13 protein-coding genes are annotated in these 16191 nt (G+C 43.3%); 9 read left to right on the forward strand and 4 right to left on the reverse strand.

Features of this window, described 5'->3' with window-relative positions; all coding sequences use genetic code 11:
- The first annotated feature begins 29 nt into the window (after window positions 1-29).
- From pepP to P255_RS03430, 5 genes are all read left to right on the forward strand, one after another.
- A complete protein-coding gene (gene pepP / locus P255_RS03410) occupies window positions 30-1352 on the forward strand; it encodes a Xaa-Pro aminopeptidase (protein WP_004903607.1) in 1323 nt (440 codons plus the stop codon).
- 19 nt (window positions 1353-1371) lie between these two features.
- Window positions 1372-2580 (forward strand): 2-octaprenyl-6-methoxyphenyl hydroxylase, encoded by a 1209-nt coding sequence (ubiH, locus tag P255_RS03415; RefSeq protein ID WP_004903609.1) that lies wholly within the window; start codon window positions 1372-1374, stop codon window positions 2578-2580.
- Window positions 2577-3809, forward strand: a complete 1233-nt coding sequence (locus tag P255_RS03420) for an FAD-dependent monooxygenase (protein ID WP_004903611.1) — start codon at window positions 2577-2579, stop codon at window positions 3807-3809. Before ubiH ends, P255_RS03420 begins: the two co-directional genes overlap by 4 nt.
- Before the next feature lie 140 nt (window positions 3810-3949).
- Window positions 3950-4201, forward strand: a complete 252-nt coding sequence (locus tag P255_RS03425; RefSeq protein WP_004903612.1) for a hypothetical protein — start codon at window positions 3950-3952, stop codon at window positions 4199-4201.
- A gap of 101 nt (window positions 4202-4302) precedes the next feature.
- The gene (locus P255_RS03430) at window positions 4303-5586 is read left to right on the forward strand and encodes an MgtC/SapB family protein (protein ID WP_004903614.1); all 1284 of its coding nucleotides are present in this window, start codon (window positions 4303-4305) and stop codon (window positions 5584-5586) included.
- 28 nt (window positions 5587-5614) lie between these two features.
- Here the strand turns inward: P255_RS03430 and rsmI are convergent, their stop codons facing one another.
- Window positions 5615-6457 (reverse strand): 16S rRNA (cytidine(1402)-2'-O)-methyltransferase, encoded by an 843-nt coding sequence (rsmI, locus tag P255_RS03435; protein ID WP_004903617.1) that lies wholly within the window; start codon window positions 6455-6457, stop codon window positions 5615-5617.
- A gap of 90 nt (window positions 6458-6547) precedes the next feature.
- On the opposite strand from rsmI, the gene P255_RS03440 reads away from it, so the two are divergent.
- The 3 genes from P255_RS03440 to P255_RS03450 all read left to right on the forward strand — a co-directional run bounded on the left by P255_RS03440 (window position 6548) and on the right by P255_RS03450 (window position 8597).
- Window positions 6548-6949, forward strand: coding sequence for a YraN family protein (locus tag P255_RS03440; protein WP_004903618.1), 402 nt, complete (start codon window positions 6548-6550; stop codon window positions 6947-6949).
- A 79-nt stretch (window positions 6950-7028) separates the two neighbouring features.
- Window positions 7029-7697 (forward strand): BON domain-containing protein, encoded by a 669-nt coding sequence (locus P255_RS03445; protein ID WP_004903620.1) that lies wholly within the window; start codon window positions 7029-7031, stop codon window positions 7695-7697.
- Window positions 7698-7706: 9 nt separating this feature from the next.
- Window positions 7707-8597 (forward strand): alpha/beta hydrolase, encoded by an 891-nt coding sequence (locus tag P255_RS03450; RefSeq protein WP_004903621.1) that lies wholly within the window; start codon window positions 7707-7709, stop codon window positions 8595-8597.
- Here the strand turns inward: P255_RS03450 and nudC are convergent.
- From nudC to dnaQ, 3 genes are all read right to left on the reverse strand, one after another.
- Window positions 8594-9340: an NAD(+) diphosphatase gene (gene nudC / locus P255_RS03455; RefSeq protein ID WP_004903623.1), complete on the reverse strand. Its 747-nt coding sequence runs from the start codon at window positions 9338-9340 to the stop codon at window positions 8594-8596. The two genes, P255_RS03450 and nudC, sit on opposite strands and share 4 nt — an antisense overlap.
- The gene (locus P255_RS03460) at window positions 9341-10987 is read right to left on the reverse strand and encodes a hypothetical protein (protein WP_004903625.1); all 1647 of its coding nucleotides are present in this window, start codon (window positions 10985-10987) and stop codon (window positions 9341-9343) included.
- Between the two features lie 127 nt (window positions 10988-11114).
- Window positions 11115-12479: a DNA polymerase III subunit epsilon gene (gene dnaQ, locus P255_RS03465; protein ID WP_004903628.1), complete on the reverse strand. Its 1365-nt coding sequence runs from the start codon at window positions 12477-12479 to the stop codon at window positions 11115-11117.
- A 204-nt stretch (window positions 12480-12683) separates the two neighbouring features.
- Here dnaQ and P255_RS03470 point away from each other — a divergent pair, with 204 nt between their 5' ends.
- On the forward strand, window positions 12684-16166 hold the full coding sequence (locus P255_RS03470) for a lytic transglycosylase (RefSeq protein WP_004903630.1): 3483 nt from the start codon (window positions 12684-12686) through the stop codon (window positions 16164-16166).
- The last annotated feature ends 25 nt before the right edge of the window (window positions 16167-16191 follow it).

The following is a 16191-nucleotide window of genomic DNA, read 5'->3' on the forward strand; positions in this document are numbered from 1 at the left end:
ATCTGATTATATTGATAAAGAAGAACATCATGAAATTGACTCAAATTGATTTTCAACAGCGTCGTGCCCAACTTGCCAAAAAAATGGGAGCGAACAGTATTGCGATTATTGCGACCAGCCCTGTGGCATACCGTAATCGTGATGCAGACTATAAGTTTCGTGCAGATAGCAGTTTCTTTTATCTGACGGGTTTTCCTGAACCTGAAGCTTTAGCCGTGATTGAAACATTTGAGTCGGGTGATGAATATAGCTATAGCCTGTTTTGTCGTGAACGCAATCGCGAGCTTGAAATCTGGAATGGTTATCGGGCAGGGATTGATGGTGCGATTGAAGATTATGATGCTGATGAAGCCTATGCAATTGATCTGCTAGATGAAGAAATTATTGAAAAACTGCTGGACAAAGAGCACCTGTATTATCGCATCGGACATCAGGCAGACTTCGATGCACGTGTTAGCCAATGGTTAAAAAAAGCCGATGCACAGCAGCGTCAGGGGCATGGTTCGCCTGCACAGGTGATCCAGCTGGATCGTATTGTTGATGAAATGCGTTTGATCAAGTCAATGCAGGAAATCGAACTGATGCAGATTGCATCAAAAATCAGTGCAAAAGCGCATACGCGTGCCATGCAAAAAGTTCGCCCTGACATGATGGAATATGCACTTGAGTCAGAACTGAATTATATTTTTGGGCAATATGGTTGTGTACCCTCTTATAACAGTATTGTTGGTGGTGGCGCTAATGGCTGTATTTTACACTATGTGGAAAATAATCAGCCACTTAAAGATGGTGACTTGGTTCTGATTGATGCTGCTTGCGAATATGAATGTTATGCTTCAGACATTACCCGAACTTTCCCTGTCAACGGTAAATTTTCAGCAGAGCAAAAAGCATTGTATGAAGTGGTGTTAGCTTCACAATATGCGGCAATTGATGCTGTAAAAATTGGTCACTTGTACCGTGAACCACATAGTGTCGCCACTAAAATTCTCACTGAAGGCTTGCTGGATTTGGGTTTGCTCAAAGGTGAGCTGAACGAGCTGCTTGAAACTGAAGCGTATCGTCAGTTTTATATGCATGGGACAGGTCACTGGTTGGGTATGGATGTGCATGATGTGGGTACATACAAAACAGCAGGTGAATGGCGTGCTTATGAAGCGGGCATGGTGGTGACGGTTGAGCCAGGGCTTTATATTGCTCCAGATGATGAAACAGTCGATGAAAAATGGCGCGGGATTGGTATTCGGATTGAAGATGATGTCGTGGCGACTCAGCAAGGGCCACGTGTACTGACTTCAGATGTGGTTAAAGATATTGATGATATTGAACATTTAATGGCCGAAGCACGTTAGGGCTAAGAGGAACTCAAAAATGCAACAACAAGTCATTATTGTTGGTGGTGGAATGGTGGGTTTGAGTCTGGCATTGATGTTGGCAAAAACCAATATTGCAGTCAAACTGCTCGAAGCGATTCAATATCCTCAGTTTATTGAAGGACAAGATCTTCCATATCATTCCAGTTTTGATGCGCGAAATAGTGCCTTGTCACGTCGTAGCGTACAGATTTATCAGCAGTTGGGTTTGTGGGAGGCTCTGCAACAACATGCCACGCCGATTTTGCAGGTGCATATTACCGAGCAAGGCAGTTTTGGTAAGGCACGTTTGGTGGCTGAACAGGAAAACGTCGAAAGCTTCGGGCAGGTCATTGAAAATGCATGGCTTGGGCGAGTGCTATTGACACAAGTTCGCCAACAACCATTGATTGAACTGATTGATGGGGTGCAAGTAACGGCATTAACTCAAGATGCAGAGCAAGTGACTATTCAGGCACAGCGTGGTACTGAGCAACTAGAATTTACCACTAAACTGCTCATCGCTGCGGATGGTCGAGATTCTTTGTGTCGTCAGGCGCTTGGAGTGGGTGTCGATGAACATGATTATGATCAGGTTGCGATTGTCACGACTGTACAGACTTCAAAACCGCATCAGCATGTTGGATTTGAGCGTTTTAGCCCTTTAGGCCCTTTAGCATTGTTACCCTTACCAGGCGAATATCGCCGTTCTGTAGTCTGGCCTGTGAAAAAAGGCACAGAACACGAATGGCTTGGTGAGGAAAATGATCAACATTTTCTGGATGCTTTGCAGCAAACATATGGTGATCGTGCGGGACGTTTTGAAAGAACAGGCAAACGTTTTTGTTATCCGTTGTCGCAAGTGTTAGCACATCAGCAAGCTGTTGGACGTGTGGTCATTATGGGCAATGCTGCACATACGTTGCATCCTGTAGCAGGGCAAGGTTTTAACCTGTGTCTGCGTGATGCCGATGTATTACTCCGTTTTATTCGCCATCAATTGGCAGTATCCGATGATATTGGTGATGCGAGTATGCTCAAGGCTTATGAGCAATCACGTTTAAAGGATCAGCAACGGGTCATCAAATTTTGTGACAGCGTAGTACGTGGTTTTAGCAATAATAACCCTGTACTTAAAGTATTGCGTAATGCAGGGCTGATTGCCTTTGATGTGATTCCTGGTGTGAAACCTTTGGTTGCAAGTTATGCGATGGGGTTAAAAGCATGAGCCAGCATGATGTGGTGATTATTGGTGGTGGGTTGGTCGGTGGATTAACAGCATTGCTACTGGCACAAGGTGGGGTACAGGCAACCGTACTGGATGCAGCCCCAATTCTGAATGCAGAAAAAGTGCTGGCTGAGCCTAATCCGCGAGTGTTGGCACTGAGCCATGCCACCATGCATTTGCTTGAGCATGTTGGTGTATGGGAGTTACTGGCACGGCATATGCCTTATACGGGCATGCAGGTCTGGAATCAAAATGGCTATGGCGAAATTACTTTTGGGCAAAGCAGTTCAAGTTTTCCAATTGCAGAGCAATGGCTTGGTTCAATGGTCGAGCCGAGTGTACTGAATCTGGCGATTCAGCAAAAAATGCAGCAGGCGATTCAGGATTATCGTACACAGGTTAAAGTGGCAAGACTGGAACAGTTATCGCAAGGCTGGCAGATTACCCTGCAAGATGGCACTACACTACAAGCCAAACTGGTGATCGGTGCAGATGGTGCAAACTCATTTGTCCGTGACCAAGCCATGATCGGGCTGGATATTTTAGATTACCATCAGGCTGCGATTAGCTGTGCCATTAAAACCACGCAGCCACATGATTATGTTGCGCGTCAGATTTTCTTGCCGACAGGCCCTTTGGCTTATTTGCCGATGTGCAGTTTGAAGCCTGAAGAGCAGGGTTACTGGCAATCCATTGTCTGGACATTGCCTGACGACTATGCAGAAGAATATGCCAAACTCGATGATGCTGCATTTATGCAACTGCTGAATCAGGCAAGTTTGCACATGCTGGGTGAGGTCGTGGATGTGACGGCTCGAGCACATTTTCCCTTGAAAGCCCGTTCAGCTGAACATTATGTGAAGGCAGGTCTGGCACTGGTGGGCGATGCAGCACATGTGATTCATCCATTGGCTGGGCAAGGTGTGAATATCGGCTGTCTGGATGCGGCGGTACTGTGTGATGTGCTGTTGCATGATCTGTCACGTGGAGTTTGGGCACATGAGCAAACCTTGCGCCGCTATGCACATTTGCGCAAAGGACAAAATGAAGCCATGATGCACAGCATGTCAGCAATCGGCTGGTTGGAAAGTTCTGAGTTGAGTTTATTGATTTGGGCGAGAAGTTTAGGTCTGAAACAAGTACAAAACTATCCATTTGCCAAAGATTTATTTATGCAGCAGGCCAGTGGTGTGAGCACGTTAAAATCAACCCGTTATGCAGTTGTGTGACTACTCGGTGGTTTTTTGTCTAAAAAACTGAGAATTTTTTAATTTACCCTCTTTGCGATTGAGGAATAGATTGATACATTTCTCCCTAATCGTTGAATGCTGAAAACAGTTCACACAATGCATAATTTGGGGAGTTACTCATGACGGATGAAATGAATAATTACGACGATGCAGATGATGCAGTTGTCGATGATGATGAAGCAAAAGCTGCTGAAAAAGGTGCGAGTGCTGCTGAAGATAATGTCAGTGATATAGATCTCGCAGAAGCAGAAAGTCTGACGGTTACGGCCAAACTAAAACAGCGTCAAGCTTTGGAAGATGAAGTTGCTGCATTTCTAGCGCGTGGTGGGCGAATCACTGAAGTTCCACCAGATGATGGTACACACGACTAAAAATAAAAAAGCACTAGCGTATCTAGTGCTTTTTTATTACCCAACTTTTGTCAGAATACTTCATAATGGATGTGACATTATAAAAATAACTTGGACACGCCATGAATTTGCCTTTGCATACATTATATGAAACTGTTGAATTCAAAGATCTGATTGCTGTACTGGCTGCTGCGTTGGGCTGTGGTTTGCTGATCGGTTTGGAGCGTGAACGACATCAATTCCAAGAACAAAAACAAGAATTCGCTGGCTTACGCTCTTTTTGCCTGAGTGCATTGCTGGGTGTATTGTGCTTTGCATTTGGTATCGAAATCGGTGCAATTGGTGCAGTACTGGTGGGCAGTCTGGCATTGTATACGGTGTGGGTACAAAAAGAAGATCATGGTGTGACCACTGAACTAGCATTTTGCATGAGTTATTTTATTGGGGCGCTTTGCTGGTGGAATATTGCGATTGCTGCCAGTGTGTCAGTGACAGTCACCATTATTTTATGGGCAAAACAGGATTTGCATGGTATTGCCAGTCAATGGATTACTGAAACAGAACTCCGTGATGGCTTATTACTTTTGGCTTTGGCACTGATCGCTTTGCCGCTTATGCCGAATCAGCCTTTATGGGGGCCTGTACTCAACCCTTATTTAATTGTGAAGCTCTTGGTTTTAATTTTGGCAGTGCAGGCTTTAGCGCATTTGGCACAGCGATTATTTTCCAATAAGCAGGCCCTGCTTTTATCTGCCTTGGCATCGGGATTTGTATCGAGTACTGCAACGATTGCCAGTCTGGGTGTTCAGGTGCGTGCAGGGCAGGCGAATCCTGTTCATCATGCCGCTGCGGCGTTGGTTTCGTGTGTATCCACACTGATTGAACTTTTACTGATTGTGGCAAGCAGTAGCTGGGTCTGGTTCAAGCTGATTTTGTTACCGTGCTTGATTGCAGGGGCAATTTTAGTTTTAGCAGCACTTTGGTTGCTGCGATGGGGAGGGCAAAGTCAACAACATGATGTTGACGAGAACCCTGTCAATTCACGGATGTTTAGCCTCAAGCAAGCCTGCTTTATTGCAGTGGTACTGACGCTCATTCAGGTGGCAGTCTATGGGTTGGGTTTGTTATTAGGACATGCAGGACTTATCGCTGGGACAGTCTTGGCCTCATTTTTTGAAATTCATGCTGCAATTGCTGCGCTAGTGTTGCAGGGTGCACCAGATTCAGCACAAGGTGGCGTTTTATTATTTGCATTGATGGCAGGTTTGTTGATGCATGCCCTTGCCAAAAGCATCAATGCAGGATTATCTGGCGGCTTGAAATATATGCTGGCTTTTGCGCCAGTACAAATCTTGCATATGCTGGTTTTGGTGTTATTAATCTGGATGAGCATTCACTTGTTTTAGTTTTCATGAGTGAATGCTCGTAAGATGCTTAATCTTGAGATTGAGTCAGTTCTAATGCACGCTGATAAGCAATTTTTTTCTTTATGCCAGTAAGATCAGCAACAATTTGTGCTGCGGCTTTAACAGAAACGTCTTGCAACAAGCGTTGTAACCATTCGTCGAGTTTGGCTTGGCTGAGGTCTTTCTCAGTGGTTGCGCCACCAACAACCAGTACAATTTCACCTTTTTGCTGATTATGGTCTTGTTCAATAAATTTAACCAATTCGCTCAGTGTCATTTTCTTAATGGTTTCAAAAGTTTTAGTAATTTCTCGGGCAAAACCTACTGCACGATCTGCACCAAATACCGCTTGCATGTCTTTGACACACTCTAAAATACGATGTGGCGCTTCATAGAAAATCAGGGTTTGAGTTTCATCTTTGAGTTTTTCCAGTTGGCTGAGACGTTGTGACGACTTGGAAGGGAGAAAGCCTTCAAAGCTAAAGCGGTCACTTGGTAAACCTACTGCACTCAGTGCCGCAATCGCCGCACATGCGCCAGGAACAGGAGTCACGCGAATGCCGTGTTCTTGCGCAGCACGTACCAATTTAAAACCTGGGTCGCTAATGAGTGGTGTGCCTGCATCACTAATTAAAGCAAGGTTTTCACCATTTTTTAATTTTTCAATCAGTTGATGAATTCTATTGGCTTCGTTATGATCGTGGCAGGCAGTGAGTGGTGTTTCAATATTAAAGTGTTTGAGCAACTGTGCAGATTGGCGGGTGTCTTCGGCTGCAATGAGGCTTACAGATTTCAGAACCTCAATGGCACGAAAGGTCATGTCATCTAAGTGCCCAATGGGGGTTGCAACAACAAATAACTGAGCACTCATATATTCTCCGACACAATAACTAAAAAGCGTAGTTTACCTGATTTTTCAGTGTATCTGAGCCATTCGTATAATTAGAGTCCATCATTTGATATGAAAAATAGTAATGCTTTTGGAATTTGGGCAGAACAGTTGGCACAGCATTATCTGCAACAACAAGGCTTTACTTTACTGGCACAATGTTACTGTTGCCGTTATGGTGAAATTGATTTGATCATGGTGAATGCCGAGCAGTTGATTTTTGTAGAGGTCAAAGCACGTGCTTCTACAACTTTTGGTAAGGCGAGTGAAAGTATTTCTTTCAATAAACAACGAAAGGTTATTCGGACAGCTGAAATTTTTTTGCTGCAACATCCCGCATATCAAAATTTCGCCTGCCGTTTTGATGTGATTTGTATTCAAGTGCAGCAACAAATTGCAAAAATGCTACAGCAAGACTTTTCTCAGCTCACTTATGATTTGGACTGGATTGAAGCTGCATTTACTTTGGATTGAGAGTTCTTTAAGCTGTATCGAGATTGCGAAGCAGATTATTGAAAGATAGAAGAAAATCGTGACGAAGGAGTTTTTCTGAGTGTCTAAGCGTATTGTATTGGCATTATTATGTGCCGCAAGTTTATCGGGTTGTGCAAGTTTTGTTGCAGGTGGAACGGGAACGATCCCAGTGGGGACACAAAGTGGTTCACGTTCGCTCGGGCAAATTGTGATTGATAAATCAATTGAACGTACTGCATTGATTAATTTATATAAAATAGATGCACGTTTTAAGCAGTCACGCGTGAATATCAAAAGTTTTCATAGCAGCGTCTTGCTGACAGGGCAAGTTCCCGACGAGCATTTGAGACAATTGGCTGAAGACAATGTCAAAGCTATGAGTGATGTGAAATCGGTACATAATTATATTACGGTGGGTAACCAGATTAGTTATTCAACGATTTTGCAAGATGCTACGGTAACAGCAAACGCACGTGCATTGATTGCAAAAGCTCCTGTAGTGTCAGACAGTAAAGTCTTGGTGCATACAGAAAATGGCGTGCTATATGTGATGGGGCGTTTGAATAATGGTGAAATTGCCGACTTAAACAGTGTATTATCCCAAGTCGGGGATGTGACCAAAATTGTAACCTTGATTGATAATATTGACCCATCGAATGTTCAACCAAGTGTGCAAACTCCTGTTGCAGTTGACTCCAATAACATGTCCCCGACAACAGCGACAGCAACGCCTTATAATGACCAATAAATCTGAGTTATGTTGATTTTATCCCGAACGCGTCACAGCCTATTGCGTACCATCAGCCAGACTAAACAAAAGCTGGCTGATTTTCGTTTCTATGATTTGGCAAGTCAAACCTTGAATCGCTGTACATCACGCCGCAGTTTTGAGTTACAACACAACTTGGCGTATGGCTTAAAGGCACGGCAGCGCCTAGATCTGTATCGTGCCCGACAACCACGCTTAAGTCGACCACTGTTGGTTTTTGTGCATGGCGGTTCTTGGGCACATGGCAATAAAGCCGATTATGTGTTTTTGGCTGAAAGTTTTACTCGGGAAGGCTTTGATGTTGCGATCATCAATTATCATCTTGCGCCACAGCATATTTTCCCGAGCTATATTGATGATTTAGTTTTGGCACTCAATTATCTACATCAACAACAGGCCCAGTTTCAGATCTCAACTGAAAATCTGGTATTGATGGGGCATTCAGCAGGCAGTTTTAACGTGATGTCTGCACTGTATCACCCACAAAGTTATGATCTAGCTTGTCGAGAAGGGATTAAGGCTGTTGTAGGCGTGGCAGGTCCTTATCATTTTGATTACAAAGGCGATCAGTATGCAGAGCCTGCATTTGATATTCATGTGCCTTATCAAGAAGTCATGCCGTATTATTTTGTAGAATCCAATCAGGTTCGGCATATTTTGCTGCTTGCCGCAGCAGATAACCTAGTCGGTGATTACAACACTTTTGACATGCATCGCCGTTTAACTGAGGTGGGTAATCATAGTGAAATCTTCACGATTCCACGAACAGGGCATATTAGTATTATTGCAACGGTGTCGAGCTGGTTTAGCCGCTACTTTAAAACCAAACAGGTAATCTTGGAGCAGCTCAACCAGATTTTTCCACCACATTCAGACTAAAGCGTTTGTCCTTGGGTAATATGCATAATCATGCGATAAGCAATACTACCTTCATGTGGAATTTCAGGAAGTTGCTCAAAATGGAAAAATTGAGCATCCTGAATTTCCTCTTCCTGTAACTGGATATCACCACTTTCGTATTCAGCATGAAACGCCAGCATCAGGTTACTTGGAAATGGCCAAGGCTGGCTCGACAAGTAACGTACATTTTTGACTTTAACGCCGACTTCTTCGAGCGTCTCACGGGCAACAGCCTGTTCAAGTGTTTCACCTACTTCCACAAAGCCTGCAATTAAGCCATACATGGTTTTTTGGCGAACTGACTTGGCCAGTAAAAGTTGGTCACGACCTTTAGTAATAATGGTAATGACACAAGGCTGGATACGTGGATACTGATGATAGCCACAGTCTGGGCATACCATGCAGTATTCGGTCGCATGAGCATCAGTTTTTTGCCCACAGTGGCTACAGAAACGGTGGTTTCTGCGCCACTCGAGAAGTTGTAAAGCGCGGCTAGCCTGTTCGAATTCTTGTATTGACCATTGGGTAATCAACTGACGAATCGGAACAAGCTGAAAGCCTTCAGGGATGACTTCATCTTCTTTTAAGTCTCGGGCAATCACTTGATCTCCCGAGTTAAAAAGTAAATCACTTGCCAATTTCTCAACTTTTGGAAGTTGTAGATTTTGGTCGACTAACAACTGTTGATTTTGAAAAATATAAGCAATTGATAATTCAGACATTTATGCTACACTTTTTAATTGTTGGCTACTGTTAAATGCGACATCAAACATACGGTACATGATTGGATGATGATGATGAAGCATTTCAAGCAACATATCAGCACTTGCACAAACATCCAATATACGTCTGATTTGTTCTGGTTCGAGCGCTTTTTCTGCGGCAACTTGCTTTTCAATGAACTCAGCGCAATTTAAGAATGCATAATATAAGTTCTCATAGTGCAACAAGAACAACACAGCACCTGCAATTTCTTTAAAATGGCTGCCAAGATTTTCAATTAAGATGCTGTCATATGACTGTGCATAACTTATGATGCTTTGGCTAGATAGATCAACCAGAGCTTTCAGTTCATGCACGAGCGTTTTGTAGGCATTCTCTAAACGATCAAGTGCGATATTCGGATTATTGACTGGATATTGCAGTAAATTTGAACGGTACTGACGAAGCAGTAAACCTAAGTCATTCAGTGCAGTCAGTAAGTTATTCATGAGTGTTTGAGTAAACTGCTCATTTTGAAAATCTTGTGCAGAATGTAATTGCTTCAGCGATTCGGCAAGCTGCTGGCTGGTGTTAGACAGGTTTAAAACACTTAATGTGCGGCATATGTTTTGCAGTTGCTGCTTGATTTCTGATGTACGTTCGTCATTAAAATTCGTGTAATTAAACTCGATATCTTTATGTAAAACCGTAATTTCATCGTTGAGCAGGTTACATACAGTTCGTATGGTTTGCTGATCTGGACCAAATAACTGTTTTCTGTACAAATACAGCTCGGAATCAGACAAGATTTTATCGCTGATCTTGAGCTGTTGACGTAAATAGTCCGAGTGCTGGTTGTCTTGAGTAATACACAAAGTCAGAATATCTGATACATCTTCAACAGAAGCGCTAAAACCGAGTGGTTGCTTTAAAAATTGGGCAATTTGAGTTTCAAGGTTGATCAGGATGCGTAAACGCGGTTCGGTCAAAAGCGTATCATTCAAATGAGCCAGTACAATCCGCACTAAATTCCAGTACTGTTCACTTTGAGTTTGCTGAGCAATCCCCGAAATATACTGGCCGACCAGTTTAAAGCCTTCAAAATCTAACTTTTGCGTTTTTCTAGTGAGCAACTTTAACAAGCAGTTTTTGTATAAGCGGTGAATATGTTCGCTTTTTTCAAGAGCAGCTTGCACTGGAAGATCAAGCTCAGGAGCCACACCACCAAGTTGCTGTTCAATCTGATAACCTTCACGAGTGAGTGGTTTGTTCAGTGAAAGTTCAAGCTGGTTAAGGCTTTGCAATAAAAACTGCGGAATGGTGAGCTGTTTGACACAACTAAATTCGATATAGCATTTTAAAGTGGTGACCCCTTCACTTAAATGCTGAATATCGCTAGTTATAATTTGCTGTGGGTTCCTCATGATCTTGCGCATAAGCTCAGCGCTATATTGAGCAATTTTGGCAATGTCGGGAAGGTCAATTAACAATAAGATTTGAGAACATTGCTCAAGTTGAAGAAGTGCATCATCAATCCCAAAAGGAAGTTGCTGCTCTTCAACTAATGTTGCGACCGCAGACTCAACCAGTTTAATTGAATTGTCGACCTCATTTTTTATAATTAATAACGCAGTTGGATCAAAATGAATTGAGGTTTGGTAAGACATAAATCTGCACCTGTCCTTTAATTATGCTGTGTCTTGTCGCAGTGAGAGTTAAGCCACTGATGCTATTTACAATAATATAACTGAAAACAGTGGCGGTGAAAGAGCTTACCTTCATGAAAACTGTATTTTATTTCGCAAATAAGCAAGGTTCCCCATGTTTCTCCTGATATTGCTGAACCCAGTTTTCATGAGCCTGATTTTCTTCCTCGGAAGGTGAAATCACAGGCAGGGTAACATTAAGTTGTACTCGGCGAATAGAGGTATCTGTTTGTTGGTCACTATGTGATAGGGCATCCATATCAAAAGACACCTGTCCACCCGTCATTGCAAGGTAAACGTCAGACAGAATTTCTGCATCGAGTAACGCGCCGTGGAAGGTACGGTCGCGTGCTGGAATTTCATAACGTCTGACCAGCGCGTCGAGAGAGTTTTTCTGTCCAGGATGTTTGCTTTTGGCTAAAGCAAGGGTATCGACCACCCCACATACTTCAGATAATGCGGGCAACCCGACACGTTGAAACTCCATGTTAAGAAAGTTCATATCGAAGTTGGCATTGTGGGCAATAATTTCAGCCCCCTGAAGATATTCAAATAGAGTATGGGCAATTTCGGCATATTTGGGCTTATCAACCAAAAACTCATCGGTAATCCCGTGGACTTGTACTGAGTCACCTACAGGTTTTTCAGGGTTGATATAAATGTGAATCGAGCTGCCAGTGAGTTTGCGGTTGATCATTTCAATCGCACCCACTTCAATAATCCGGTCACCATCCTGATAGTAAAAACCAGTCGTTTCGGTATCGAGAATTAGCTGGCGTGGCCCGTGCTGTTCGAGTGTTGCCGTGGTGATATGAATATGTGGATGCAGGTTGGTATCTTTTGCTGTATCTGCTGTATCTGCTGTATCTGCTGTATCGATTTGTAATTCTACGGAGCTAGCTTGCAACTGTTCAGAAAGTATTTCATCTTCTTCAGCCAGTTCATCCTCAATAAAGTCTAAGCCAAAGGGGTCGCTAAGCAGCCAATCAGTTTCAGACTTTTTTTTATCTTGAGCGGGTTGTTTGAGTAGGGCTAGGGTCTGGTCAGCACCGAGGTTGGCAAGCTGATCGGCTTTTTCATTACCTGCGTGCCCTGCGTGCCCTTTAATCCAGTTCCATTCAATGTCACGCCCCTGACAAACTGCATCGAGCTGTTGCCATAAGTCTGGGTTTTTAACATCTTTCCAGTTTTTCTTTTTCCATCCATGAATCCATTCGGTAATGCCTTGTTTGACATATTTTGAATCTGTCCAAATAATCAGTTTGGCATCTGCTGCGCAAAATTTAATGCCTTCAATGGCAGCAGTGAGCTCCATGCGATTATTGGTTGTTTCGGCTTCGCCCCCACAAAGCTCATGTTGTATGTCATCAATTAAAATATATGCGCCCCAACCACCTAAACCGGGATTGCCACGGCAAGCGCCGTCTACGTAAAGCGTGATTGTCTGTGACATGATACAAAACCCAAACTCAATAAATTACAAAACTGCATTATTCTAACGCGCAAAATAGCGGGATTCAGTAACTGCTGAACATTTTTTAATTTCTTGTAACATTTATATGAATATCTGCGTAGCATAGGCCTTGTGCGATCGACATGCTTAAATACAATGGCTATGTGAATATTGCAAGTCTCACGATTTTGTTTGGAATCATTTATGTTTAAAACTACCACAACATTGTGGCAACTTTCTGCACCGCAATTTTTTAAAATTTCTTTTTTAAGCTCAACTGTCGCCGCTATTGTTTTAAGCACAGGCTGTAGCTCTACAACAACGACAAAGCAACCAAGCAAATCCAAACAAGTCGGTGCTGATTATCTAGATTCAGATTCACTTGATTCATTAGAGGACTTATTGTCCGCAACCGATATGAGTGCTGTAGAAGGTGATCGCTTACAAATTTTAAAACATGGCGATGTCTGGAAGCGAATGACGGTTGGTTTCAAAATGGATGAAACCCATTGGGATCCGCGTATTGAAGCACAGCGTAACTGGTTTGTATCGCGCCAGCCATATTTGGATCGGATGAGTGCGCGTGCCAGCCGTTACTTATATCATACTGTCAAAGAAGCCGAGCGCCGTGGTATGCCGACTGAGCTGGCATTATTACCTGTGATTGAAAGTTCTTATGACCCTGCTGCAACCAGTTCTGCATCGGCAGCAGGTTTATGGCAGTTTATTCCAAGTACTGGGCGTATTTATGGTTTACAGCAAGGCGGAACGTATGATGCTCGTCGCGATGTAGTTGAGTCGACCCGTGCAGCTTATGAGTTTTTAGGCAGTTTATATAACCAGTTTGGTTCTTGGGAACTGGCTTTGGCAGCCTATAACGCAGGCCCTGGACGAATTCAGCAAGCGATTAACCGTAATCAGGCACTCGGTTTGCCAACGGATTACTGGTCGTTGAAATTGCCACAGGAAACCATGAACTATGTGCCACGGTTTCTGGCAGTTGCTCAGATTGTAAAAAACCCAAGAGAATATGGGGTAACTTTACCACCTATTGCGAACCGTCCGCACTTTCGTGAAGTCAAAGTTACTCCTGGCGTGTCATTAAATGATGTTGCTGCAACAGTGGGTTTAAGCCGTACCGAATTGTATGCACTTAACCCAGGTTATCGTGGAGATGCTGTTGACCCAGTAAGCCCAGGACGGATTTTGATCCCGTCGGATATTAGCCCTGTGGTGGATAAACGCCTGTTGGCATTAAAACCAAGTTCAGGCGGGTTTTGGGCAAGTAACAACACGGTCACGCGCCCAGCAGATCAGGTGCTTAGACCAACGCATACAGCACCTCCTGAAATTAAAACAAACAATATAGCTGCTGTGGTAACCAACCAGCCGAGCAGTAATGCTGCTGTGAGTGTGACAAACCGTACTCCAGCAACAGTTAAAAACGTCACCAGTATTCCGCAGACGACAGCCAGTAAAACCAGTCGAATCACCACGCCACGAGATGCTGATGCTCTAGCTGCATTTGCAAATAATGCCGACGTTCCAAGTGCGCCGCGTATTCCTGTTGCGGTGACGACAGCAAGCAATGTTAAAAATCCAATCTCAATTGAACCGCCGATTTCGGATCAGGAAAAAACACAGATCCAGACCGAAATTAAGCAGCAAGATGATAAAGCGCAAACACTCGCAAAAGTGCTGCAACCGCAAGCTTCAACCACTGAAAAACAGCAGGTGGTCGATGAAATTAAAGCGATTGCGCCAGCAGGTACAGAAATTGTTGACCCGTATGATGGCAAGATCAAGTTAACCGCAATTCAGACCAGCTTGTCTGTCGCAGAAAAACAGGGTAAAGAAGTCAGTAAAAGTTTTGCCTATCCGAAAGAACTGGCAGAGTCAGTTTCTCCTGATTCAGACGAAGCCAAACGTAATCAGGGTAAGAATGTTGTAAAAACCGATACTGATGTAGTTGTGGTCGCGCCGAAAGGTAACAAAAGTAATTATAGAGTTGTTGCTGGCGACACTTTAGCGATTATCGCCATGAAAAATGGTGTGTCTTGGCGTGATATTGCCAAATGGAACCAGATTGATCCAAATGCACCGTTATTTGTTGGTACAGTTTTGTATTTATATGATGCCAAACCACAACAGCCAAGTACGACAAACAGTGGCAAGACAGCCCATCCAAATAGCTATACGGTAAAACCAAATGACAGTTTGACTGGAATTGCAGAGCAGTTCGGTCTGAGCCTGAAAGATTTGGCTGAATGGAATAACTTGTCCGTGACCAGTAATGTCATGGTTGGGCAAAAGCTGATCCTGAAACAGCCAAGTGATAAATCAGCAGATTCTTCAACGGTTGTAGCGCGCAATAAAAACAAGACTGCCAAAATTAAAACCAAGGTTTATAGTGTCAAGCATGGCGAATACTTAAAAGTCATTGCAGACCGATATGCCTTATCTGTACAAGAGTTAGCAGATCTAACTCCTGGATTGAGCGTTGGTAGCAATTTGTTGGTCGGGCAAAAAATTAATGTACCGCTACATACAGTCAATCATAATGATGCTGAGCAGGTAGCGACACAAGACACTAGTACAAGTAAAACCATTAAAACCGATACGTATAAGGTTCAAAGTGGTGAGTCACTGGGAATTATTGCCACTAAGGCGAATATGTCAGTGGCTGATCTGGCAAAACTCAACGACCTTAAACTAGGCGCTCCAATTTTTGTGGGGCAAGCATTGAAAGTCCCTGCAGGTTCATTCAAGGCAAATACAGGAACATCGAGCCAAGCGAGTAAAACACCTGAATATCATATTGTGAAACGTGGTGAATCCATTGCTTCAATTTCAGATAAATATGATATTGCTCAGGAGATGCTGGTTGAGTTCAACCATTTGGGTAAATCTCCAAATATTCATCCTGGTCAGCGTTTGAAACTGATTGGTGAGATGCCTAAAGTCGTTGAGAATGATAGCGCGGATACACCCGATACTTACACGGTTAAACGTGGTGAATCATTGGTAGGTATTGCCAAACTATATCATCTGCAAGTGAGCTATTTGGCACAGATCAATAACCTTTCTACGTCTAGTAAAGTACATGCAGGGCAACAGTTGAGACTGACTGAAGCATTGCCGAAGAAGTCAGAGAATAATAACGTCAGCCTGCCAGACAGTTATACAGTGAAAAGAGGAGATACTTTAGCCAGTATCGCGAAGAAATTTCATTTGCAAACCAGCTATTTGGCTGAGTTAAATGACTTGTCGAGCACAAGTAAGGTACAGGCAGGGCAACAGCTTCAGCTTACTGGAGAGACGGTGAAAAAAGCCAGCGTTAAGTCGTCGACTACCGTGACTGCCAAGGCAAAATCCAGTAATACTGCCAATACAGAAAGTTATGCAGTGAAGTCGGGTGAATCCCTCAATGCGATTGCCAGTCGTTATGGATTAACTGCGAAAGAGCTTGCAGATATTAATGACATGAATGCCAAAGCGGGCTTACGCCGTGGACAAACAATTTTGATTCCAAAGCAAACGATGACTTATAAAGTCAAGTCAGGAGATTCACTGATTCGTATTGCCAATAAATACAATATGGATGTCAAAGAACTGGCGCAAATGAATGATCTGGAACCAAATGCTCAATTGCGTCTAGGAAGTACGCTGAAAGTGCCAAATTCTTAAGTCAGCGATATAAAATCCCTCAGTT

This window comes from Acinetobacter brisouii CIP 110357 (genome assembly GCF_000488275.1).
GTDB classification, from domain to species: Bacteria; Pseudomonadota; Gammaproteobacteria; order Pseudomonadales; family Moraxellaceae; genus Acinetobacter; species Acinetobacter brisouii.